Below are 23,330 nucleotides of genomic sequence, written 5' to 3'. Positions count from 1 at the left end.
GGACGGTAATCTCTCTCTGTCTTGTTCTGTAACATTTGGGGCCGGTTTTGCTCCGTAACTGTTACAGATCGAGATGCTTGCGAACCGTGCCGACCGCTTGTCTCGATCTGTAACATGTAGACCCGGTTTTACTCCATAGTTGTTACAGATTGAGACAATCAGCCGGGCTCACCTCGGGCCCACTCCGTCCGCTTCGTCATCTGTGGTTTACGTGGGGGCATGCGATGCACGGGTATACTAACCAGCGGCGAATCTGCTCCATCGCTTAGAGCTGCTGCGTCTGGACGGCGCGTGATAGGGCTGCCAAAGCGATCGCCAGCGTGCTGAGCAACGTCCTCTCTGTGCGCACCCGTTTTTGTATGTATTAGCGCACTACCAAGCACGCCCGCGCGGCCGCATGCCGTGCCCATTGCGCGTGCAGATAAGGAACAACAACATATGCGTAATTCTGTATCCGACGTCACCGACGCCGAGATCCTGGACGAGACCCGTGAGGCCATGACCCAGGCTGCCTTCGATGCCGCCGATGAGGCCAATGCTGCCCAGGCCGTCGAGTCCGCTACCGAGAGCCTGCCCGCCTTTGACGAGCTGGGCCTTTCCGACGAGATGCTTCGTGCCATCGAGAACCTGGGCTACACGGCGCCGACGCCCGTGCAGGCCGGCTCGATCCCTGTGGTGCTCGAAGGCCGCGACCTGCTTGCCGCCGCTCAGACCGGCACCGGCAAGACGGCCGCCTTTTTGCTGCCGACCATGAACAATCTGGAGCACATCGCTCCGCCCAAACCCGTGCGTGAGCGCGGCGGCCGCAACCGCCGTCGCGGTGCCAAGAAGCCCGAGGGCAACGGCCGTGGCCCCGTGATGCTCGTCATCACCCCTACGCGCGAGCTTGCCCAGCAGATCGACGAGGTCGCGAGCAAAATCGCCGACGTCACGGGCCACGTTGCCGTGACTGTCGTGGGCGGCGTGAGCTACAAGCCGCAGACCGCGGCACTTAAGTACGGTTGCGATATCCTGGTTGCCACGCCGGGCCGTCTGGTCGATCTGATCGAGCAGGGCGCTTGCCACCTGGACGAGGTCAAGGTCCTGGTGCTCGACGAGGCCGACCGCATGCTCGACATGGGCTTTTTGCCCGCCGTCCGCCGCATTGTGCGCGAGACGCCGGCCGAGCGCCAGACGCTGCTGTTCTCGGCGACGCTCGACGAGGAGGCCGTGGGTGAGATCACCGACCTGGTGAGCGACCCGGCCCGCGTGGAGATCGCGCCCGCCACATCGACCGCCGACACCGTCGACCAGTTTGTGTTCCCGGTGTCCATCGAGGCCAAGAACAACTTGCTGTCCGAGTTCCTCAAGAAGGAGGGTCCGGAGCGCACCATCGTCTTTATGCGTACCAAGCATCGCGCCGACAGCTGCTGCCGTCGTCTGGAGCGTAAGGGCATCAAGGCCGCCGCGATTCACGGCAACCGCAGCCAGGCCCAGCGCGAGCGTGCCCTTTCGGCCTTCCGCGACGGCACCGTCGACGTGCTGGTGGCAACCGACGTGCTCGCCCGCGGCATCGACATTAGCGACGTGCGCTACGTTGTGAATTTTGACGTGCCGGCCGAGCCGACTGACTATATCCACCGCATTGGCCGTACGGGCCGCGCCGGCGAGCTGGGCTGGGCCATTACGTTTGTGACCGAGCAGGACGTGGACGAGTTCTACGAGATCGAGAAACTCATGGACAAGACCGCCGACATCTACGAGGCCGGCGACCTGCACGTGGGCCCCAATCCGCCCGCGGTTGATCCCGAGCGCGACCCTGCGGCCTTTAAGGTGAAGAAGAAGACCAAGCGAGGCAAGTCCAAGAGCAAGAAGAAGCTTGAGCAGGCGCGTCGCGACGGCAAGCGCAACGGCGACGATTACGGTGATGTGGCCGGTCGTTCCAACCGCGGTCGTGACGAGCGTCGCGGCGACGGCGAGCGTCCGAGCCGTCCTAAGCGCGGCGGCAAGACCCGCGTGCGCGAGGGCGTTCAGGCTCGCGTGGACGAGGCTGTGGAGAGCGTGGCTCGCGAGGTGGCTGCCGAGGAGCGCGCTGGTGCTGTTGAGCAGGGCCCGCGCGGCAACCGTGCCGAGCGCCGTGCCAAGCAGTTCCAGGGCGAGGCACACCGCCGTCGTCGTGAGGACGAGGACCGTGGAGGTCGTCGCCGTGTCGAGCGCGAGGACGAGGGCCGCGGTTCGCGTGGCGGCAAACGCGGTGCGGGCGACCGTCGTCGTTCCGGTCGCGATGGCGAGCGCGGCGGGCGCAATGAGCGCCGTGGCGGCGAAGGCCGTGGTGAGCGTAGCACCCGCGGCGGCGAGTCCCGTGGCGGCAAGCGCTTTGACGAGCGCGGAGGCCGCGAGGGCGGCCGCGGTGGTGAGCGTCGCGAGGGCGCTCGTGGCAACGGTGGCCGCAGCGGCGCCGGTCGTTCGAATGAGTCGCGCGATCGTCGTGATCCGCGTGCCAGCCGCGATCGTCGCGATGACTGGCGCAACTACGACGATACCCGCGAGGAGCGTCGTGGCGGCTATCGTGGCGGGCGTGGCGGCAACCAGGCCGGCTCCCGCGGCGGCCGCGCCGGCGGTCGCGATAACCGTGGCAGCTATGGCAACAGCCGTGGCGGCAAGCGCGGCGGCAGCTCCCGTCGTCCCGGTGACGGCGGCGGCAAGCGCAAATAGCATACGCATCGCCCACTAGAGCGAGGTGAACCAAGGGCCCTGAGCAACTACACTCGGGGCCCTTTTTGTTTGCCGTATCCGATCGCTAGTTCAAATGTGATTTCCTCGGGAATGCATCTAGAAGATGCCGTGGGCCTGTTTCCTGCCATGCGGCAATGGGTCCCATGGGGTGTGCCGTGCATTTTTTGGAGTATTCAGCAGCTCTAGCTGGCTGCATACGATTCGGTATTGCCAACGGTGGCCTTCAGATACTCCCTATGAGCGTTTTGAGTTAGATTTCGCCGTTTTTCGAAGCAAAGGTACGTCATTCTCGCTATGTCGGAACCCTAAATGACGCAGCGCCCTACAGTTTTGCCCGCCCGCGGCGGTGCTGGCGCGGTCACGTTGCAGAATACTCCGTTTTTTGCACGGGCCAGGATGGGGTACCTTGGGAGAACACGGCAGCATCCCGTAAATATATACAATCTGTACCGTAATTTATACAAAACGAAGAGGCAGGCAGCGTAGGGTTGGTGCATTGGGGTGCTTGGTGCGCCAAAATGGGGACCCCACGTGCCGTATACTCTGGCTGGATGTGAAAACGGCTTGACGCGTTGCTGAGCGTAGGGGGAGGGTGTCTAGATGAGCGTATTTGAAATTGTGTTTAGTCCGACGGGTGGAACGGAGAAGGTGTCTTGCCTTGTGGCTGGAGCGCTGGACAAGAATACCGTTACCGTCGATCTGACCGATAGCGGGTTGGATTTCCACGAGGTCTCGATGACGAAGGACGACGTGGCTGTTATCTCCGTGCCAGCGTATGCCGGCAGAGTCCCTGCCGTGGTGGTCGACCGACTGAACATGGTTCACGGCAACGGAGCGCGGGCCGTTCTGGTGTGCGTCTACGGAAACCGCGCGTTTGAGGACACGCTCGTAGAGCTGGAGGACGTTGCGAAGCATGCGGGATTCCGGGTAATCGCGGCAGTTGCAGCCATTGCAGAACATTCCATTGCGCGACAGTTTGCTGCTGGGCGACCGGATGCGCAGGATGCGGCGCAGCTCGCAGAGTTTGCGCAGCAAATTCAGCAAAAGCTGTTGGCTGAGGATACATCCGAGCCCTCTATTCCCGGCAATCGTCCTTACAAACAAGCCAGAGGTCACCGCATGGCACCTGAGGCAACAGAGGATTGCGTCTCCTGCGGTGCATGCGCCGCGGCGTGCCCCGTTTGTGCTATCGACAAGGGTGACCCCAAACGAGCAGCTGGCGAGGCGTGCATCTCCTGCATGCGCTGCATTGCCGTATGCCCGCGAGGCGCTCGTAAGCTTGATCCCAACAAGCTATCCGCTGTTTCCCAGATGCTGAGCAAGGTTTGCGTCGTGCGGAAGGAATGCGAGCTCTTTGTCTAGCGCATACGAAATTGGTGCAATGGGGCCAGGTTAATCTGCACCAACCTGGTGCAAACAAACCTGTCCCCAATGCACCAGAGTGAGGAGTGTCCCCGAGTGCCGGCAGAAAAGGAACGTCCCCAAGTGCTGCCTAAATACCGTTTATCGAAGAAAAAATACCGCTCACCGGTCATAATGACTATTCTGGCTTTGGGCTTGTCTACAATAGCTCCCGTAAAAAGAAATGCGGAAGGTTACCGAGTCCCTCGGACGTGGGCCTAACCAAAGTCTTTGAACGGATGTGTCTCTATGGACGCATTCGCTTGATTTTGGTTGGGCTATATTTATGAAGGGACATGCCACCATGGGTTTCTTTTCTCGCCTGATGGGCGGTTCGGATGAGCAGAAGACTGCAACTTCCGAGTTCGAAATCCTCGCTCCTGTTTCCGGCGAGCTTGTTCATCTAGAAAATACCAATGACCCCGCTTTTAGCAGCCGTGCCGTGGGCGATGGCGTTGCCGTGGTTCCCCAAGAGGGAACGGTGTGCGCTCCTGTTTCCGGTACCGTCGCGGCGCTGTTCCCGACCGAGCATGCACTGGGCATCATGTCCGACGACAGCTCTGCTCAGGTGATGCTGCATATCGGAATCGACACTGTTAAACTTGAGGGCAAGGGCTTCCATGCGCTTGTTGCCCAGGGTGACCATGTCGACGCGGGCCAGCCCCTCGTTGAGGTCGATTTTGACGCGGTCCGCGCCGCCGGCTTCGATCCCACGGTCTTCGTTATCGTGTGCGAGCGTTCGGAGAACTCGACTCTTCGTGAGCACGCTTCCGGCCCTGTTGCTGTTAAAGAGCCTGTCGTCTGGCTTTCCGAGTAAATTCTTTTGGTGGGTACCGTGGTTATCAAGCGAGTTTTCAACAATAACGTCGCAATGGTCACTTCGGACGATGGCTCCGAGCTCATTGTCATCGGTCGAGGCCTCTGCTTTGGCCGTCATGCCGGCGACGCTATCGATGAAGCATCGGTCGAAAAGACCTATGCGCTGCAGGAGGGCACTTCTCAGGATTCGCGTACGATTGACCGCTTAGCACATCTTTTGGAGTCCATCCCCACCGTCAACCTCGTGATTTCCGAGGACATCGTTCAGATGCTTCGTCGAGAGCTCAATGTCGATATCAACGACAAGATCCTCATCGCTCTCGCAGACCATATCAGCCTTGCTTTGGAGCGTGAGCGCAAGGGCGTTCCCTGCGAGAACCCGTTGCTGCTCGAGATCCAGCAGTTCTATCGCAAGGAGTACGCGCTTGCGGGCCGTGCGCTGCAGATTGTCAAGGAGTATATGGGCTTCCAGATGAGCGAAGAAGAGCAGGGTTTTATTACGCTGCATATCGTCAACGCCACCATGCCGCAACGCTCCGACCGTCTCATCATCTCGGTCCAGCTTGTTCGCGACGTGCTCGCGATTGTTTCCGAGCGCTATGCCACGACCCTCGATGACACCTCGCTGCCCTATGAGCGTTTCGTCCGCCACCTGCAGTTTTTCGCACAGCGGGCGCTTGACCCCGCGGCCGGGCAGATCAATGACGATGCACTGTTCCGAATCGATGAAACTAAGTATCCGTGCGCGTTCTCGTGCGCGGACGCCATAGCCGCCCACTTGTCGTCTACCTATAACGTTGTCGTTACCGATGCCGAGAAGAGTTATCTCGCTTACCACATTGTTAACCTGCTTGGAGAACCTGGTCTCTAGGCATAACGTGCCCACACATCGATTGATATGAGGCAGGGCTTATGGCCTTGTCCAGGGCACATCTGTCTTAATTTGCGGAAAAGGAAGGGGAGTACCGCTATGACCGCAAAAAAGAAGTTCAATTTCAAAGCGCCGTTGGAGGTGTTCGCGAAGTCAATCGTTCAGCCGATGATGTATCTCTCGGTTGCCGGCATTCTGCTCATCGTGGGCATTATTCTGACCAACAAGACCATTTGCGCCTTGATCCCCGTACTGGGCTCCGGTCCGTTCCAGCTTGTGGGCGCCGTTGTCTATCAGTCGCTGATGTTTATCATCAACAACCTCTCGATTCTGTTCTGCGTGGGCATCGCCGGCGCCATGGCAAAGAAGAACAAGGGCCATGCTTCGCTGATCGCCCTGATGTCGTTCTTCCTGTTCCTGCAGGCTAACAACATCGTGCTCAACGCCACCGGCTCTCTTGCCGAAGCGAGCGGCATGCTCGGTCTTACCGGAACCGGCCAGAGCACCGTTATGGGCATTCAGGTGCTCGATACCGGCGTGTTTGGCGGCATCATTCTTGGTTGCATCACCGGTGCCGTGTTCAACAAGTACTCGAACAAGCAGTTCCCCATTGCCCTTTCGATGTTCTCGGGCGTTCGCTTCCCGTTCCTGATCATGATCATCATTTCCTGGATCATGGGTGCTGGCTTCTGCATCGTTTGGCCTCCGGTTCAGGGTGCCATCTCCTCCGTTGCCGGCATCATTAAGGAGTCGGGCAACATCGGTCTGTTTATCTACGGCATGCTCAACAAGCTGCTCGTTCCTACCGGTCTGCATCACCTCATCTACACCCCGTTCCAGTTCTCCGATGTGGGCGGCACCCTGACGCTGGGTGATCAGGTTATCGCCGGCGCCTATCCCATCCGTGTTGCCGAGATGGCAATGACGGGCCAGCCCTTCTCCGATAGCACCTACTTCAACAGCTACACCTTCAACAACCTGTGGCCCTACATCGGTATCGGTCTCGCCTTTATCTTCACCGCTTACAAGGGGAACAAGGATAAGACCAAGGCCGTTATCATCCCGCTGATCATCACCGCCGTGCTCTCCTGTGTCACCGAGCCCATGGACTTCCTCTTTGTCTTTGCCGCTCCCGTGCTCTTTGTTGTTCACTCGGTTCTTTCCGGTATCTTCCTGGTCCTGCTCAAGGTCCTCTCCGTGCCCGCTTCGACTGCAGGCGGCATCATCAACATCGTGGTTTCCAACCTGGTCCTTGGTGTCGATAAGACCAACTGGCCGATGATGCTCGTGCTCGGAGTCGTCAACGCCGCTCTGTACTTCTTCCTCTTCACCTTCCTGATTAAGAAGCTCAACCTCCACACGCCTGGCCGCGAGGAGGAGTCCGAGCTCGCCGAGTCCGTTGCCGAGGGCGAGGCCGCCGCGTCTGTCGCGGTGAAGCAGGGCGCTGTTGCCGCAGCTCCCGCAGAGGGCGTCGATGCAGGCATTGCCGACCTGGTCGCAGGTCTTGGCGGCAAGGACAACATCGAGGAGCTCGAGAACTGCTTTACGCGTCTTCGCGTGAACGTTAAGAACCCGGACCTCATCGATGAGAGCCTCATCAACCACGTGCCCAACAGCGGCATCAACCGCAACGGCAACAATATCCAGATCATCTTTGGCATGAAGGTCGCCGAGATGCGCGACAAGGTCGAAAACGCAATTGAGAAGGAGCAGTAAACAATGATCATTACTCTGTGTGGTGGCGGATCCACCTTTACCCCCGGCATCGTCAAGTCCATCGCCCTGCGCAAGGACGAGCTCGACGTTGACGAGATTCGTCTGTACGACATCAACGAGGAGCGTCAGCGCAAGATCGGCGTGCTCGTGGACTGGATTTTGCACGAGGACCTTGGCCTGAACATCAAGCTTACGGTGACCACCGACAAGGAGACGGCTTTTACCGACGCGAGCTTCGTGTTTGCCCAGATGCGCGTGGGCGGCTACGCCATGCGCGAGCAGGACGAGAAGATTCCGCTGCGTCACGGCTGCGTGGGTCAGGAGACCTGCGGCTGCGGCGGCCTTGCCTACGGCATGCGCACCATCTTCCCCATGGTCGAGCTGATCGATGACGTTGAGAAGTACGCCAAGAAGGACTACTGGATTCTCAACTACTCCAACCCTGCCGCCATCGTGTCCGAGGGCTGCCGCGTGCTGCGTCCCAACGCTCGCATCATCAACATCTGCGACATGCCGATCGCGATCATCGACGTGGTTTGCGCCGCACTCGATATCGACAAGAAGGATGTCGAGTACGATTACTTTGGGCTCAACCACTTTGGTTGGTTCACCTCGATTCGCCACAAGGGCGAGGAGGTGCTCCCGCAGCTGCGCGAGTACATCAAGGAGCATGAGATTCTGCTGCCCGACTCCTATCTCAAGGGCATGGGCTCGCTCATGGCAAAGAAGCCCGAGGAGGCCACTGACGAGCACCCCGAGCAGAACCGCCACACCAAGGGCAGCTGGTACTACGTCTGGAAGGGCGAGTACGAGATCATGGAGTGCTTCCCGGAGTACCTGCCCAACACGTATCTGAACTACTACCTGCAGCAGAAGGAGTTCGTCGAGCATTCCAACCCCGAGCGCACCCGTGCTAACGAGGTTGAGGAGACGCGTGAGAAGAACCTCTTCGACGGCATCGACCACTACGAGAAGACGGGCGAGATCGACGAGAGCACGTTCTATGCGGGCAGCCACGGCGACTGGATTGCCGATCTGGCTATCGCTCTGAAGAACGACACCAAGCAGCGCTTCCTGGTCATTTGCGAGAACAAGGGCGCTATCCCCAACATGCCCTACGACGCTATGGTCGAGCTGCCTGCCTACATTGGCAAGAATGGCCCCGAGGTCATCAGCCGCGACAACATTCCTCTGTTCCAGCAGGGCCTCATGATGCAGCAGCTGAACTCCGAGAAGCTCGTGGTCGAGGCTACGATCGAGGGTTCTTACGAGAAGGCGCTCAAAGCCTTTACGCTGAACAAGACCGTGCCTTCGATGAAGGTCGCCAAGGAGGTTCTCGACGACATGATCGAGGCCAACAAGGGCTACTGGCCCGAGCTTAAGTAAAAGCAACAGGGTCGCTGACCGCATACCTAGAGTAATGCCCCGTCCACGTGATTGCGTGGACGGGGCATTGTCATTGGTAACGCGTTTTATCAAATATGGCATTTATCTGCGGAAATGTTCGTTTTCACCGCTAAGGACGACGTTTCATACCGCCTGCCGAACCGTGTCGCTGCCAAACAATTTTATAGGTCAGTGTTGTGCGTGTAGCAACTTCGCTCGGTTTCGCCTCCGGGCTGCCATGTGAGAGGGGATCTTATGGCTCGACTGCACGTAATGGAACGCAGCCACGCTCAGGCCGTCATGGACGACCTGCACGATGCGCTCGGACGCCGTCTGGCGGTGAGTTCGCTCGCCCCGTGTCCCGTTGAGTTTACGGCAGCGCTCGTTAACCTGTGCTCCACCCAGAGCTGCGGCAAGTGCACACCCTGCCGTGTGGGCCTGAGCGCGCTGAGCGACTTGCTCGCCGATGTGCTCGAAGGGCGCGCCGATGAGTCCACGCTCAACCTGATTGAGCGCACGGCCCGCACCATCTACCTTTCGAGCGACTGCGCCATCGGCTACGAAGCCGGCGCCATGGCACTCACGGCCACTCGCGGCTTCCGTGACGATTTTGAGCACCACATTCGCGAGCACTCCTGCGGCTTTGACCGCGAGGCCCGCGTCCCGTGCGTCTCGGGCTGCCCGGCGCACGTCGACATTCCCGGTTACATCTCGCTCGTCGAGGCAGGCCGGTATGCCGACGCCGTCAAGGTCATCCGCAAGAACAACCCACTGCCGCTCGTCTGCGGCCTGGTGTGCGAGCATCCCTGCGAGATGCACTGCCGCCGTGGCATGGTCGACGACCCCATGAACATCCTCGCCCTCAAGCGTTTTGCCGTTGAGCATAGCGACCTCAACGACCACAAGCCGCATGTGGTGGACAACACCGGGAAGCGCGTCGCCGTGATCGGCGGCGGCCCGGCCGGTCTTTCTTGCGCTTACTACCTGGCCGTGATGGGCCACAAGGTGACCATCTTGGAGCAGCGCCACCACCTGGGCGGCATGCTGCGCTACGGCATCCCCAGCTATCGTCTGCCGCGCGAGCGCCTGCAGGCCGAGATCGACTGGATCTTGAGCGCCGGCATCGACGTGGAGCTCGACCACTCCGTCAACGGCGAGGAGCTTGCCCGTCTGCGCGACGAGTTCGATGCCGTCTACCTGGCCATTGGCGCCCACAGCGATAAGAAGCTCGGCCTTCCGGGCGAAGAGGCTCCCGGCGTGGAGTCGGCCGTCAAGATGCTGCGCGCCATCGGCGATGACGAGCTGCCCGACCTGAGCGGCCAGCGCGTGTGCGTCATCGGCGGCGGTAACGTGGCCATGGACGTGGCGCGCTCCGCCGTGCGCTGCGGTGCCGAAAAGGTGAGCATCGTCTACCGCCGTCGCATCTGCGACATGACGGCCCAGGACGCCGAGATCGCCGGCGCCCAGGCCGAGGGCTGCGAGGTGCTGGAGTTGACCGCCCCGCTCGCTATCGAGACGGGCGAGGAAGGTCGCGTGAGTGGCCTGCGCGTGCAGCCGCAGATTATCGGCGAGCCCCGTCGTGGGCGTCCGGCCCCGCGTGCCGCCGCCACGCCCGAGCGCGTCATTCCCTGCGAGCGCGTGTTTGTGGCCATTGGCCAGGACATCGATTCCAAGCCGTTTGAGGACATGGGCATCGCTTGTAAGTGGGGCTGCGTGGTCACCGATTCGGATGGCGCCGTGCCCAACTTCGATGGCCTCTTTAGCGGCGGTGACTGCCAGACCGGTCCCGCCACCGTCATCCGTGCCATCAACGCCGGCCGCGTGGCTTCGGCAAATATCGACCGCTACCTGGGCTTTGACCACAAGATCAAGCTCGAGGTCGAGCTGCCGACCGTCCAGTTTAAGGGCAAGCATGAGTGCGGCCGCTGCGAGCTGGGCGAGCGCGAGGCCGGCGAGCGTATTCACGATTGGGATCTGGTCGAGCAGGGTCTCACCGAGCAGGAGGCGCGCCAGGAGGCGAGCCGCTGCCTGCGTTGCGATCACTTCGGCTTTGGCGCGTTCCGCGGAGGGAGGAACCTGGAATGGTAGAGCCCAACAACACCACCGTCAGCGACAACACCGAAAACGGAGCGCATAACATGGTCAAGCTCACTATCGATAATTGCGAGGTCGTGGTTCCCGAGCACACCACGATCCTGGATGCGGCCAAGTCCGTCAGCCTCCAGATTCCCACCCTGTGCTACCTGCGCGATCTAAACGAGATCGGCGGCTGCCGCGTATGCGTGGTCGAGGTTGAGGGCTGCGACCAGCTGGTTGCCGCCTGCAACAACTACGTGCTCGACGGCATGGTGGTCCACACCAACAGCCCCAAGGCCCGCGAGGCGCGTCGCACCAACGTGCAGCTGCTGCTGTCCCAGCACGACTCACGCTGTACGAGCTGCGTGCGCAGTGGTAACTGCAACCTGCAGACCATCGCCAATGACCTGGGTATCTTCTATCTGCCGTACGAGCAGCACCTGGCGCGCGAGGGCTGGGACTTCGATTTCCCCATCATCCGCGATAACGACAAGTGCATTAAATGCATGCGCTGCATCAAGGTGTGCGAGAGCGTGCAGGGCCTAGGGATTTGGGACCTGACCAACCGCGCCACGCATACCGCCGTGGGTACCCGCGGGCGCGCGCCGATCGGCAAGACCGATTGCGTCGCGTGCGGCCAGTGCATTACACATTGCCCGACGGGCGCGCTGCGCGAGCGCGACGATACCGAGACCGTGTTTGACGCGCTCGCTAATCCCGACAAGATAGTGCTGGTGCAGATCGCGCCTGCCGTGCGTAGCGCCTGGGGCGAGGAACTTGGCATTCCGCGCGAGGAGGCAACCGTTGAGCGCCTGGCGTGCGCGCTGCGCCGCGTGGGCTTTGAGTACGTGTTCGATACCGATTTCTCGGCCGACCTCACCATTATGGAGGAGGGCTCCGAGCTGCTCGAGCGCCTGGGCGCCGTCGCCAAGGGCGAAGGTGACAGCCGCGGCTGGCCCATGTTCACGAGCTGCTGCCCGGGCTGGGTGCGCTTTGTGAAGGCGCGCTACCCGGAGTTTGTCGACAGCCTGTCCACGTCCAAGTCGCCGCAGCAGATGTTCGGCGCCATCGCCAAAACCTACTACGCCAAGGTGCTGGGCGTGGAGCCCGGGCGCCTGTTCGTGGTGTCCGTGATGCCGTGCACGGCCAAGAAGGCCGAGTGCGCGCTGCCGAGCATGGTGGGCGAGGACGGTGCGCCCGACGTGGACGTTGCACTGACGGTGCGCGAGATGGTACGCATGATCCGCGCGAGCCACGTGAGCGTCGACACACTGGTCGAGGAGCCGCTCGATACGCCGCTGGGCTTTGGCACGGGCGCGGGTGTGATCTTTGGCGCCACGGGCGGCGTGATGGAGGCCGCCGTGCGCTCAGCGTATTACCTGGTGACGGGCAAGAACCCCGACGCGGACTTCTTTACCGACGTGCGCGGGCTCGACGGCTGGAAGGAAGCCGTGGCCGATATCGATGGCACCAAGGTGCGCGTCGCCGTGGCGCACGGGCTGGGCAACGCCGCTCGTCTGCTCGACGCGATTCGCGACGACCGCGTGAGCTATGACTTCATCGAGGTCATGGCGTGCCCGGGCGGCTGCGTCGGTGGCGGCGGTCAGCCCATCCATGACGGCTGCGAGCTTGCGGCAGAGCGCGGCCAGGTGCTCTGGGGCCTCGATGCGGCGGCGGATATTCGTTTCTCGCACGAGAACCCCAGCGTTCAGGCGTGCTATCGCGAGTTCTTGGGTGAGCCGCTCTCGCCGCTGGCCGAGGAGCTGCTGCATACCGACCACCACGCCTGGATGATGCCTAACGAAGGGACGTGCTAACGATGCGTGCATTTGAATTTGAGCTTTCGCGCCGGGGGTTTGCCTCGGCGCTCGCCGCGGGCGCGCTGTCGCTTGCGCTGGTTGGATGTGGCGGCGGGGCCGCGGGGGCGGGGTCTGCTGCGGGCTCGGCTGCCACGGACGGCGCCGGTGCTGCTGCAGAGCCGGTCGAGGTGCACGTCGCCTCGCTCAAGGGACCGACCTCGATCGGTCTGGTGCAGTTTATGGACCAGGCTGCCGATGGCGAGACGGACAATGAGTTCGACTTTGCGATCAACACCGCCGCCGACGAGATCGTGCCCAAGGTCATTCAGGGCGATATCGACATTGCCCTGGTGCCCGCCAACGTGGCGAGCGTGCTCTACAACAAGACCGAGGGTGCGGTGCAGGTCATCGACATCAACACGCTGGGCGTGCTGAACGTTGTGACGGGCGACGCGAGCGTGGCTTCGTTTGGCGACCTGGCGGGTCGCACCGTCTACATGACGGGCAAGGGCACGACGCCGGAGTACGTCATGAACTACCTGCTGGAGCGCGCGGGCCTGACCGGCCAGGTGACGCTCGAGTTTAAGAGCGAGCCCACCGAGGTGCTGTCGGCCCTGCTTGCCGATCCGTCTGCCGTGGGCGTGCTGCCCGAGCCGTTCAAGACCGCTGCCATCGCAAAGAGCGAGGGCAAGCTGTCGGCACCGGTGAGTCTGACCGATGTGTGGGACGAGCTGGCGGGTGACACGGGCTCGCGCTTGCTGACGGGCGTGACCGTGGTGCGCCGCGCGTTTGCCGAGGAACATCCCGAGGCCGTTGCGGAGTTCTTGAGCTGCCATGCGGCGAGCGTTAAGGCTGTCAATGCGGCGCCGGCAGACTGGGCGCAGGCCGTGGTCGATGCCGGCATCGTGGACAACGCCAAGATCGCCGAGAAGGCGATTCCCGGGTGCATGCTTGTCTGCCAGACGGGCAAGGATATGAAGGCGGCACTTAGCGGGTATCTGCAGGTGCTGTTCGACGCGGACGCGAGTGCCGTGGGTGGTAAACTTCCGGCTGACGATTTCTACTACATGGAGTAGCCCGTGCGTGCGTTTGCTCGACAAATGACAGAGCGTATGAAGGCGGTGGCGGCAGCAGGTGCCGTTGCCGCCTTTTGGCTTACCGTGTGGATGCTGGTGGCGGCGCTGGTGGCGCAGCCGCTGATTTTGCCGGGGCCGGGTGCTGTTGTGGCGGCGTTGTTGCGCCTGGTGTGCGATGACGGTACCTGGGCGATTTTGGCGGGCTCGGGTGTGCGGATTCTGGGCGGGCTGGCGCTTGCCGCGGTATGCGGCGGCGTGCTCGCCGGAGTCTCGTCGCACTCGCGGACGTTTGCCCACCTGGTGGCGCCGGCGCTTTCGTTTGTTAAGGCGACGCCGGTTGCCTGCGTGGTGGTCCTGTTGCTCATTTGGTTGGGGTCGGCGCGCGTGAGCATTGCAGCGGTCTTTTTGATGGCGCTGCCGGGCGTGTATTTTTCGCTGGCCGAGGGCTTGGCACAGGTGAATAAACCGCTGAAGCAGATGTTCCGCCTGCACAGCGTGCGGGGCTGGCGACTGTTTTGCGCCCATACCTGGCGCGAAGTCCTGCCGTTTGTGCTTTCGTGTGCGCGTGCCGTGATCGGCATGAGCTGGAAGGCCGGTGTGGCAGCCGAGCTGATCGGCATGGCGGTGGGTACCGTGGGTGAGCGCATCTATCAGGCGAAGCTTTTGATTGAGACGGCTGATCTGCTGGCGTGGACCGTGCTGGTCGTTGCCACCTCGTGGGCGTGTGAGCGCGTGCTGGTGTGGCTGCTGCGGGTTTCGGGGCCCGTGGCGTGGCGCGCGGCCGTGCGGGCGCATGGGCGCGGTGCTCGCGGGCGTGCGGGGGCTGCGAGCGATGGCGCTGCAGCGGAGCTTGCGCCTGCCGTGGGCGATCGCGCGCCCTGGGCGCCGGCGCTGGACGGACTGGTGCTCAACGTGCCCGCGGGTGGGCGTATCTGTGTGATGGGCGCCTCGGGTGCGGGTAAGTCGACGCTGCTTTCGTTGGCAGCGGGGGAGTGCGCGCCGTGCTCGATGGTGTTTCAGGATGCACGCTTGGTCGAGTCCGCCTCGGCGCTGGATAACGTGCTGGTGTGTGCCGATGCGCGCGTGGGCGCGTCGAGCGCCGCGGCCCTGCTGCTCCTGCTGGTGCCGGGGGTCGATGTTCATGCTCGCGTGACCGAGCTTTCGGGCGGGCAGCGCCGTCGCGTCGAGATCGCTCGAGCCCTGCTGTGCCCGGGCGGCGCGGTGATTCTTGACGAGCCCTTTACCGGCCTGGATGCCGCCGCGCGCGATGTGACGGCCGACGCTGTGCTCGACTTACTCGACGGTCGCATGCTGTTGCTCGCCACGCACGACGCCACCGACGCTCAAGCGCTCAATATCTCGGACACCATCACGCTCTAAATACTAACTCAGCAACAAAATGATCCGTTTTCCTCCGTCCCCATGGGGTCGGGTGTGGTATTCTATCTGCGGGGTAATACTTAGGAATACCAAGTAATACCAACGCCGTAGAAACAAACTCCGGATGCGGGCCAATCGGGTTGCCTTCACAGCCCGTCGCCCAGCCGCGTGGCCCGCATCTATCCGCACCACCGTCGTTTCAAAAAGGAAGCGCCATGGCAGAACACATGACCCCGGTTGTCGCGAAGGTCTTGCCCGAGGAAAAGGCGGCCTTCGTGGCGGCAACCCAACTCGTGGGCACCACGCCGTCCAACGCCATCCGCATGTTCATCGCTGCGTTCAATCGCTGCGGCACCTTCCCGTTTGACATTTCGCCCAGCGGGGCCTTTGGCACTGCACCCGATTCTCATCAACAATGACTGTCCCAAACTGCCGGCACTTGGGGACGTTCCTTTTCTGCCGGCAGTTAAGGAACGTCCCTAAGTGCCAGGTTTTGAGGAGGTTGGCATGCTCAATGCGATAGCGTGGGCGCTTGCCTGTTTTGGTGTTGTCGCTGCCGATATAGCCCTGAGCTTGGTTCTGTTTTCTGTTCTCGATGCCGTGTCGGTGCTGACGGGCTATCCGATCGACAATCTCGATATCCAATGGTTCCAGGCTGCCGCTCAGACGGCATCGTTTTTGATGGCGCTGCTGTGGTGGCGCTATCTGTGGCCCCGCTCCTTCATGGCGCGCCGGCAAGGCGAGCGCCCGCTCGGCGGGGGAGCAAATGCTGCTTGGAAGCGCATCGCATGCGTTGTCGTGATCGGCCTATCCATGCAGGTGGTCATTAGCTACCTATGCGACGGCGTGCTGTCACTGCTGCCCGAGGTTGCGGCAGACTATAGCGAGCTCGTCGAGGAAACAGGCATGGGCGATACCAACCTTCTTGCCGTCCTGACCACGGTGCTCGGCGCCCCATTTTGTGAAGAGCTCCTGGTGCGCGGCATCATTTTTGAGTTTTCGCTCCGAGCGTTTAATCCGCAGTGCCGCCAACTTTGGAAGCGCCTGCGTCGCACGCGGGCGCAAGACGGCGCCATGGTGCCCTGGGCGGCCCCGAGTACCTGGGGTATCGCCGCGGCGGTCGTGTTGCAGGCGGCGATCTTCGGTTTTATGCACATGAACTGGGTGCAGGGCTGCTATGCAGGTGTCGCCGGCCTCATCTTTGGCTGGATGCTTGTGACCACCGGAAAGCTCCGCTACACGATCCTGCTGCACTTTGCCTTTAACGCCGGGTCGTACCTGATGGGCCTGTTGTGCCTTGTGAACACACCGCTCGACGTGGTAATCACGGTCACCATAGCCGGCATAATCCTCGTGGAGACGATGCGCTCACTGCGCCACGCATGCGAGACGGGCATAGCGACAGCACCGCTGTCCTAGTTGCGGCGTCCGCCTCGGTTGGCGCCCTGACGCCCCTGAGCTGCACGGTTGCGCCCGGCAGTGTTTTGCGCTCGCGACATGCCGCCGTGGCCCTTGCTGCCCTTGGGCCCCTTGCCGGCGGCGCCACCGTGCGGCTTGCCGCCCTTCTTGCCGGTGCCATGCCCACCGCCAGCAGACGTCTCGCCCGGGCGTGGCGGCACGGGGCGAATCAGACAATGCTTTGTATAGCCGATCAGGTCACGACGCCCGGCCTTTTCCAGTGCTTCGCGCACGAGCTTGTAGTTCTCGGGCTTGCGATATTGGATGAGCGCACGCTGCATGGCCTTCTCGTGTGGGTCGCGTGCCACGTAGATCGGCTGCATAGTGCGTGGGTCCACGCCGGTGTAGTACATGCAGGTCGACATGGTGGACGGCGTGGGGTAGAAGTCCTGCACCTGCTCGGGCATGTAGCCCATGTCGCGCACGGCCTCGGCAAGGTCCACAGCTTCCTTCATGGTCGAGCCGGGGTGGCTCGAGATTAGGTACGGCACCACGTACTGTTTGAGTCCGTATTCGCGGTTCAAGCGTTCAAATTTACGGCAGAACGCATCGTAGACGGCTCGGCTCGGCTTGCCCATCACAGACAGCACGGCATCGCTCACGTGCTCGGGTGCCACGCGTAGTTGGCCCGAGACATGGTGCTCCAGTAGCTCGCGCAAAAACTCGTCCGAGGCATCGGCCATGGTGTAGTCAAAGCGGATGCCGCTGCGGACGAAGACCTTCTTGACGCCCGGCAGCTGGCGCAGGTCGCGCAGCAACTGCGTGTAGCCGCTCTCGTCGACCACCATGTTCTTGCATACGCTCGGCCACAGGCAGCGCTTGTTCTTGCACACGCCGTGCTTGAGCTGCTTGTCGCATGCAGGGCGGCTAAAGTTTGCCGTCGGTCCGCCCACGTCGTTGATGTAGCCCTTAAACTCGGGATCGCGCGTGAGCAGCTCAGCCTCGCGCATGATCGAGTCGTGGCTGCGCATCTGCAGCACGCGACCCTGGTGAAAGGTGAGCGCGCAAAACGAGCACTCGCCAAAACAGCCGCGGTTGGAGCTGATCGAAAACTTGATCTCGGCAAAGGCCGGCACGCCGCCTGCGGCATCGTAGTCAGGGTGCCAATCGCGTGCGTAGGGAAGTTCGGCCACCTCGTCCATCTCGTCGGTGGTGAGCGTCGCCGACGGCGGGTTCTGCACCACATAGACGCTGTTGGGGTAGGGCTCTACCAGGCGATGCCCGGTGATGGGGTCCATGTTCTGCTGCTGCACGTTAAAGCTGCGCGCGTAGTTGAGCTTGTCGGTGGCAAGGTCGTCCCAGCTGGGCAGCAGGTCGTAGTCGTAGACCTCGTCGAGCGAGCTGGTGCGGTAGACGGTGCCATTGATATAGGTAATCTGATCGACGGGCAGTCCGGCGTCGAGTGCGTCGGCGATCTCGACGATCGCGTGCTCGCCCATGCCGTAGATGAGGATGTCGGCGCCCGAGTCGAGCAGTACCGAGCGCTTGAGCTTGTCCTGCCAGTAGTCGTAGTGGGCCAGGCGGCGCAGGCTTGCCTCGATACCGCCGATGATGATGGGAGCGTCCTTGAACGTCTGGCGGATGAGGTTGCCGTAGACCGTGACGGCTCGGTTGGGACGGCGCCCCTCCTCGCCACCGGGGGTATAGGCGTCGGTGTGGCGGCGGTGCTTGGTCACCGAATAGTGGTTGACCATGGAGTCCATGTTGCCGGCACTGACGAGAAAGCCCAGACGTGGCTCGCCGAGCACCGTGATGCTGGCGGGGTCGGTCCAGTCGGGCTGACAGATAATGCCCACTTTGTAGCCGTGCGCGTCGAGCACGCGGCTGACGATGGCCATGCCAAAGCTGGGATGGTCCACGTAGGCGTCGCCGCAGATGTAGACAAAGTCGCACTGGTTCCAACCGCGCGCATCCATGTCGGCGCGGCTGACGGGGAGGAATTTGTCGCGGCCCGGGCGCCAGGGGCGGGCGGGTGTGGCCTTGGCGGTTGTGGCCTGCGCCTTACCGCCGCGCTTTTGCTGCTGGCCTTGTTTGCCCTGCTGACTGCGCTGGTTGCTCTGAGCGTGCTGAGGCTTTTTTGCCACGATCCCTCCCGATGTTTGTATGCTGCACGTAATTGTAACCAGTCTTTTTGGGACGGGGCTAAAAAGACTGGTGGAGAACATGAGCTGGCGGATCGGCGCGTCGGTGCGGGTGTCGTTTGTTTCCAGACTGTGTATCCCTGCGCTGAAGGGTTCGTCTCGCGCGCACGCCATGTTGTCAATGGGTTACAGTATGAACGGCGGCTATGTTTCCGCCAACGCACGAGAGAGTCGTCAACAAGGAGGATGCACGACGATGCAGCGTGCCAAACAGATATCGGAATCTATTGAGCTGGGCATCATCTTGGCGCTCGCCGGTGGCTTTATGGATGTGTATTCGTACATTGGGCGCGATCATGTTTTCGCAAACGCGCAGACGGGCAACATCCTGCTCGTGGGCGTGAGCATCTCGGAAGGCAACTGGGCGCTGGCGGGACGCTATTTCTTCCCTGTGGTGTCGTTTGCCGTGGGCATTATGCTTGCCGACCTGGTTCACGAACGGTTTGGCAGTGTGATTCACTGGCGCCAGGTGACGGTGTTCTTTGAAGCCGTCATCTTGCTAGGCGTGAGCTTTATCCCCGGCGGCGGTTACAACCTGCTCGCCAACTGCCTCACTTCGTTTGCCTGCGGTATGCAAGTCGAGAGCTTCCGCAAGATCCACGGTCACGGCATCGCCACGACCATGTGCATCGGCAACTTGCGCAACGCGCTGCAAAACGTGGACGATTACATCATCACCCACAAGCGCGGCTTTTTGGAAAACGGCCTGCTGTACTTTGGCGTGATCTTTACCTTTGTGTTTGGCGCCGTGTTGGGCAACTGGTGTATTGAGCGCATGGGCCTGCACGCCATTGCGGTGGCGAGCGTGCTGCTGTTCGTGGCGTTTGCCATCATGTTTATCGACCGTGAGCGCGACTTGCACAGGAAATGGGCCCGCATCATAGCTGACTGGCAGACCACGAGTCTTAAGCGCTAAGGTGCATGTTCGTAACAACATTCAGGAGCCAGAAAAACTATCTAGCTCCTGAATGTTGTTACGAACTGCTTTTTGCGATTTATTCGAGATGCTCTTCAATCCGAGCCCTCAGAAGGGCAATGGCTGTGGGTATTCCAATTGCGGCGGCTAATTCGGCTTTATCCAAAACCTGTATGCTAAAGCACGATTGTTTATCACATTGAAGGACGATAACTGAAGATAGCTTCACTTCCCGTTGACTGAATATATCGTAATCTCCAGATAGGAAGTTACCTTTTATTGTGTAATTCGGTATGTTCGTTACGCACTTCATCTCAAGTCTGTTTAGGCCATAATCGAACACCGCAACTTCCTTGTGTTCGATGATGAGCGCAACCCTGGGCATGTTACTAAAACCACCGTCGACGACAGTAAAGAGTTTTTCATTTGCATCGTCATAAACGGTATATTTAAGACTCAATAGCTGTCCTAGTGGACCCGTGAACCCATGTCTTTTGATATCGAGGTTGTCTCCAGCTGGGTTGATGAGAGCTAGAGCATGCGGATAAGGGTTACCTTCAATTGAGATTCGATATTCGTTTGTAGCCGTCTTGCTCGATTTAGGACCAGTAGCCAACACGTGTCATCGCCTCGATCGAATTGGAACCGACTTCTGCTTCGTGCGGAGAATTACGCTGTACGTTGCAGTGCAAGCAGCTGCAATAACAACATGGGCAATTTCTAACAAAATGAATGACGCTATTTGCTGCATGCATGTTATTTACTATAAAGTATCCTTTTATAAACGTATTGTCAAACATATATTGCTAAAACAGAAACAATTTTAGACTGTGTTGGTCGTATTCTTTGGGCGATTGCTCCTATAATCTAGCCTTCGCTGCTGTTGGGAGGGAAGGACTAGGGCTCCGTTATTATGTTGAAACGCTTTAACACTTTTGATGTTCTCGCGTGTTTTTTGTTTCAAAAGCGTTAGGATGGGACTCATAGCGTGGGGCGTAATGGGTGCCCCGCACACGATGGGAGGCTATCAATGGCTAATCGTTTCGTTCTCAATACCATCTCTTATCATGGTTCCGGCGCCATCAAGGAGATTCCCGGCGAGCTCCAGCGTCGCGGCTACAAGAAGATCTTCGTTTGCTCCGACCCCGATCTGGTCAAGTTTGGCGTTACCGCTAAGGTGACCGACGAGCTCGACGCCGCCGGCATCGCTTGGAGCCTCTACTCCGAGATCAAGCCCAACCCCACTATCCAGAACGTCAAGGACGGCGTCGAGGCCTTCAAGGCCGCCGAGGCTGACGCTATCGTGACCATTGGTGGCGGCTCCTCCATGGACACCGCTAAGGCCATTGGCATCATCATCAACAACCCCGAGTTCGCCGATGTCCGCAGCCTCGAGGGCGTTGCTCCCACTAAGAACCACGCCGTGTTCACCATCGCTGTGCCGACGACCGCCGGTACTGCTGCCGAGGTGACCATCAACTACGTCATCACCGACCCCGAGAAGGTCCGCAAGTTCGTGTGCGTCGACACCAACGATGCCCCCGAGGTCGCCGTCGTCGACCCCGATATGATGGCTTCCATGCCCGCCGGCCTCACCGCTTCCACCGGCATGGACGCTCTGACCCACGCCATCGAGGGCTACACCACCAAGGGCGCTTGGGAGCTCTCCGACATGTTCCACTTTGAGGCTATTAAGCTGATCAGCGAGAACCTGCGCGACTCCGTCGCCGAGGCCAAGTCCGGCCAGCCCGGCTCCGGCCGCGAGGGCATGGCTCTTGGCCAGTATGTCGCCGGCATGGGCTTCTCCAACGTTGGCCTGGGCATCGACCACGCCATGGCCCACACCCTGTCCGCTCACTACGACACCCCGCACGGCGTCGCTTGCGCCATGCTGCTGCCGATCGCCATGGAGTTCAACAAGCCGGTTTGCGCCGAGCGCCTGGCCAAGGTTGCCGTCGCCATGGGCGTTGACACCACGGGCATGAGCACCGACGAGGCTGCCGACGCCGCCATCGCCGCCGTCAAGCAGCTCTCCGCCGACGTGAACATCCCGCATGTCTGCGAGGCCATGAAGGCTGACGAGATCGAGGTCCTGGCCAAGGACGCTATGGCTGACGCCTGCTTCCCGGGTAACCCGCGCGAGGCGACGCTCGACGACGTCATCGAGCTCTTCAAGAAGATCTGCCCGGCTGCCTAACATGGTTCGGCGGGCCCCTGCCCGTTAGCCCCAGAATCGTCCTCGGACATGTCGGAGGCCCCGCTGCGCACTACGTGCGGCGGGGCCTCCTTCTGTCCTGCGGAAAGATTCTGGGGCTAACGGGCAGGGGCCCGCCGGCTCGTTATCGTGGCGGGCGCTGCTCTGGGAAGCTCGATGGGTCATCTCGCTAGGTAAAAAGATGGCTCGCGGTGGTATTGTTGCTGTGGGTTTAATTCGATATGAAAGGGTGACTTTGGTGTCCAAGATGGATTCTACGCTCTCCTATATTACTGACCAGTTGAAGGCGCTTACCTCGATTGCTTCACCTACGGGCTATACCCGTGCGGCTACTGACTATCTAATGGAAACGTTGCGCGATATGGGCTTTGGCCCCGAGCGCTCCAATAAGGGCAACGTGTTGGTTGAGCTTGGTGGCGAGGGTGAGTCGCTCGTACTGGCGAGCCATGTCGATACCCTGGGCGCCATGGTACGCTCCATTAAGGACAATGGTCGCCTGCGCCCCACGACGCTCGGCGGGCACCAGTGGTCTACGGCCGATGGCGAGAACTGCACCGTTTATACGCGTGATGGCAACGTCTACACGGGTGTGGTTCTTAACACCGAGCCTTCGGCGCATGTGGCCGATGAACCGGTCAAGACCATCGAGAAGAACATGGAGATCTTGCTCGACGAGAATGTCGACAGCAAAGACGACGTGCTCGAGCTGGGAATTCAGACTGGTGACATCATCGCTATGGATCCGCGTACCACGGTGACGGAGAGTGGCTACATCAAGAGCCGCTTCCTGGATGACAAGCTGTCGGCGTCGATTCTGCTGGGTCTGGCTCGCGCCGTTGCTGACGGCGAGGTGACCCTTTCGCGCAAGGTGTCGCTGCTCTTTACCGTGTACGAGGAGGTCGGCCACGGCGGTGCCTTTGTGCCGGCCGACACGCGCGAGATGATCAGCGTGGACATGGGCTGCGTGGGCGACGACTTGGGCTGCACCGAGCGCATGGTGTCGATTTGCGCCAAGGATTCGGGCGGTCCGTACAACTACGATCTGGTGACCACGCTGTCCAATATCGCGCGCGAGCTGGAGCTCGATTACGCCATCGACGTGTACCCGCATTACGGTTCGGACGTCGAGGCCACGCTCTCGGCCGGCTACGACATTCGCCATGGTCTGATTGGCCCCGGCGTGTATGCGAGCCACAACTACGAGCGCAGCCACATCGACGGTGTGCGCAATACCTACGATCTGGTTCGCGCCTACGTTCAGCGCTAGGGGAGCAGCTTGCGACTCGGCTGACCAAACGCTAAGGCCCGATTTCTCGGGCCTTTTTTCGCTTTTGGTCGTTTAGTATTATGATGTCTGTAAT

General features: G+C 60.9%; 17 protein-coding genes. 15 read left to right on the top strand and 2 right to left on the bottom strand.

Going from position 1 to position 23,330, the window contains the following annotated elements; all coding sequences use genetic code 11:
• The first annotated feature begins 438 nt into the window (after nucleotides 1-438).
• The 12 genes from AAAV21_RS05495 to AAAV21_RS05440 all read left to right on the top strand — a co-directional run bounded on the left by AAAV21_RS05495 (nucleotide 439) and on the right by AAAV21_RS05440 (nucleotide 16,658).
• Nucleotides 439-2,694: a DEAD/DEAH box helicase gene (locus tag AAAV21_RS05495; RefSeq protein ID WP_349108016.1), complete on the top strand. Its 2,256-nt coding sequence runs from the start codon at nucleotides 439-441 to the stop codon at nucleotides 2,692-2,694.
• A gap of 681 nt (nucleotides 2,695-3,375) precedes the next feature.
• Nucleotides 3,376-4,077, top strand: a complete 702-nt coding sequence (locus AAAV21_RS05490) for a 4Fe-4S dicluster domain-containing protein (protein WP_233502373.1) — start codon at nucleotides 3,376-3,378, stop codon at nucleotides 4,075-4,077.
• A 343-nt stretch (nucleotides 4,078-4,420) separates the two neighbouring features.
• Entirely contained in the window at nucleotides 4,421-4,933 is a 513-nt protein-coding gene (locus AAAV21_RS05485) for a PTS glucose transporter subunit IIA (RefSeq protein WP_158549283.1), read from the top strand.
• Between the two features lie 18 nt (nucleotides 4,934-4,951).
• On the top strand, nucleotides 4,952-5,806 hold the full coding sequence (locus tag AAAV21_RS05480; RefSeq protein ID WP_349108014.1) for a PRD domain-containing protein: 855 nt from the start codon (nucleotides 4,952-4,954) through the stop codon (nucleotides 5,804-5,806).
• A 99-nt stretch (nucleotides 5,807-5,905) separates the two neighbouring features.
• Nucleotides 5,906-7,522 (top strand): PTS transporter subunit EIIC, encoded by a 1,617-nt coding sequence (locus AAAV21_RS05475; RefSeq protein WP_349108013.1) that lies wholly within the window; start codon nucleotides 5,906-5,908, stop codon nucleotides 7,520-7,522.
• 3 nt (nucleotides 7,523-7,525) lie between these two features.
• Nucleotides 7,526-8,908 (top strand): 6-phospho-alpha-glucosidase, encoded by a 1,383-nt coding sequence (locus AAAV21_RS05470; RefSeq protein WP_349108011.1) that lies wholly within the window; start codon nucleotides 7,526-7,528, stop codon nucleotides 8,906-8,908.
• Between the two features lie 255 nt (nucleotides 8,909-9,163).
• Nucleotides 9,164-10,996 carry an NAD(P)-binding protein gene (locus AAAV21_RS05465; RefSeq protein ID WP_349108009.1) on the top strand — a complete coding sequence of 611 codons (1,833 nt, stop codon included), beginning with the start codon at nucleotides 9,164-9,166 and terminating at the stop codon, nucleotides 10,994-10,996.
• Nucleotides 10,997-11,046: 50 nt separating this feature from the next.
• Nucleotides 11,047-12,801, top strand: coding sequence for a [FeFe] hydrogenase, group A (locus tag AAAV21_RS05460; protein WP_349108023.1), 1,755 nt, complete (start codon nucleotides 11,047-11,049; stop codon nucleotides 12,799-12,801).
• A gap of 2 nt (nucleotides 12,802-12,803) precedes the next feature.
• Nucleotides 12,804-13,859: an ABC transporter substrate-binding protein gene (locus tag AAAV21_RS05455; protein WP_349108007.1), complete on the top strand. Its 1,056-nt coding sequence runs from the start codon at nucleotides 12,804-12,806 to the stop codon at nucleotides 13,857-13,859.
• Nucleotides 13,860-13,862: 3 nt separating this feature from the next.
• Complete coding sequence (locus AAAV21_RS05450) at nucleotides 13,863-15,239, top strand: ATP-binding cassette domain-containing protein (protein ID WP_349108005.1); 1,377 nt, start codon at nucleotides 13,863-13,865, stop codon at nucleotides 15,237-15,239.
• Between the two features lie 215 nt (nucleotides 15,240-15,454).
• Entirely contained in the window at nucleotides 15,455-15,658 is a 204-nt protein-coding gene (locus AAAV21_RS05445; protein WP_349108004.1) for a hypothetical protein, read from the top strand.
• 88 nt (nucleotides 15,659-15,746) lie between these two features.
• Nucleotides 15,747-16,658: a type II CAAX endopeptidase family protein gene (locus AAAV21_RS05440; RefSeq protein ID WP_349108001.1), complete on the top strand. Its 912-nt coding sequence runs from the start codon at nucleotides 15,747-15,749 to the stop codon at nucleotides 16,656-16,658.
• On the opposite strand, the gene AAAV21_RS05435 is transcribed toward AAAV21_RS05440, so the two are convergent.
• The gene (locus tag AAAV21_RS05435; protein WP_349107999.1) at nucleotides 16,655-18,781 is read right to left on the bottom strand and encodes a YgiQ family radical SAM protein; all 2,127 of its coding nucleotides are present in this window, start codon (nucleotides 18,779-18,781) and stop codon (nucleotides 16,655-16,657) included. The two genes, AAAV21_RS05440 and AAAV21_RS05435, sit on opposite strands and share 4 nt — an antisense overlap.
• Before the next feature lie 253 nt (nucleotides 18,782-19,034).
• Between AAAV21_RS05435 and AAAV21_RS05430 the strand changes: the two genes are divergently transcribed.
• Nucleotides 19,035-19,754, top strand: coding sequence for a YoaK family protein (locus AAAV21_RS05430; protein WP_349107997.1), 720 nt, complete (start codon nucleotides 19,035-19,037; stop codon nucleotides 19,752-19,754).
• A gap of 79 nt (nucleotides 19,755-19,833) precedes the next feature.
• Here AAAV21_RS05430 and AAAV21_RS05425 read toward each other — a convergent pair whose 3' ends face one another.
• Complete coding sequence (locus AAAV21_RS05425) at nucleotides 19,834-20,373, bottom strand: hypothetical protein (RefSeq protein ID WP_349107995.1); 540 nt, start codon at nucleotides 20,371-20,373, stop codon at nucleotides 19,834-19,836.
• 411 nt (nucleotides 20,374-20,784) lie between these two features.
• Between AAAV21_RS05425 and fucO the strand changes: the two genes are divergently transcribed.
• Nucleotides 20,785-21,951 (top strand): lactaldehyde reductase, encoded by a 1,167-nt coding sequence (fucO, locus tag AAAV21_RS05420; RefSeq protein WP_022094861.1) that lies wholly within the window; start codon nucleotides 20,785-20,787, stop codon nucleotides 21,949-21,951.
• Nucleotides 21,952-22,216: 265 nt separating this feature from the next.
• Nucleotides 22,217-23,236, top strand: a complete 1,020-nt coding sequence (locus AAAV21_RS05415; RefSeq protein ID WP_349108022.1) for a M42 family metallopeptidase — start codon at nucleotides 22,217-22,219, stop codon at nucleotides 23,234-23,236.
• Nucleotides 23,237-23,330: the final 94 nt, after the last annotated feature.

Source organism: Collinsella sp. CLA-AA-H302, from assembly GCF_040093305.1.
Classification (GTDB): domain Bacteria; phylum Actinomycetota; class Coriobacteriia; order Coriobacteriales; family Coriobacteriaceae; genus Collinsella.
Note: the sequence above shows the minus strand (reverse complement) of the source record. Positions and strands in the feature narration are given on the sequence as shown.

What these genes read in the sequence shown, in the direction of transcription:
- AAAV21_RS05445 (WP_349108004.1), top strand. Translation starts at nt 15,455, where the DNA reads ATGGCAGAACACATGACCCCGGTTGTCGCGAAGGTCTTGCCCGAGGAA.
- AAAV21_RS05460 (WP_349108023.1), top strand. Translation starts at nt 11,047, where the DNA reads ATGGTCAAGCTCACTATCGATAATTGCGAGGTCGTGGTTCCCGAGCAC.
- AAAV21_RS05465 (WP_349108009.1), top strand. Translation starts at nt 9,164, where the DNA reads ATGGCTCGACTGCACGTAATGGAACGCAGCCACGCTCAGGCCGTCATG.
- AAAV21_RS05470 (WP_349108011.1), top strand. Translation starts at nt 7,526, where the DNA reads ATGATCATTACTCTGTGTGGTGGCGGATCCACCTTTACCCCCGGCATC.
- AAAV21_RS05415 (WP_349108022.1), top strand. Translation starts at nt 22,217, where the DNA reads ATGGATTCTACGCTCTCCTATATTACTGACCAGTTGAAGGCGCTTACC.
- AAAV21_RS05440 (WP_349108001.1), top strand. Translation starts at nt 15,747, where the DNA reads ATGCTCAATGCGATAGCGTGGGCGCTTGCCTGTTTTGGTGTTGTCGCT.
- fucO (WP_022094861.1), top strand. Translation starts at nt 20,785, where the DNA reads ATGGCTAATCGTTTCGTTCTCAATACCATCTCTTATCATGGTTCCGGC.
- AAAV21_RS05485 (WP_158549283.1), top strand. Translation starts at nt 4,421, where the DNA reads ATGGGTTTCTTTTCTCGCCTGATGGGCGGTTCGGATGAGCAGAAGACT.
- AAAV21_RS05430 (WP_349107997.1), top strand. Translation starts at nt 19,035, where the DNA reads ATGCAGCGTGCCAAACAGATATCGGAATCTATTGAGCTGGGCATCATC.
- AAAV21_RS05495 (WP_349108016.1), top strand. Translation starts at nt 439, where the DNA reads ATGCGTAATTCTGTATCCGACGTCACCGACGCCGAGATCCTGGACGAG.
- AAAV21_RS05455 (WP_349108007.1), top strand. Translation starts at nt 12,804, where the DNA reads ATGCGTGCATTTGAATTTGAGCTTTCGCGCCGGGGGTTTGCCTCGGCG.
- AAAV21_RS05475 (WP_349108013.1), top strand. Translation starts at nt 5,906, where the DNA reads ATGACCGCAAAAAAGAAGTTCAATTTCAAAGCGCCGTTGGAGGTGTTC.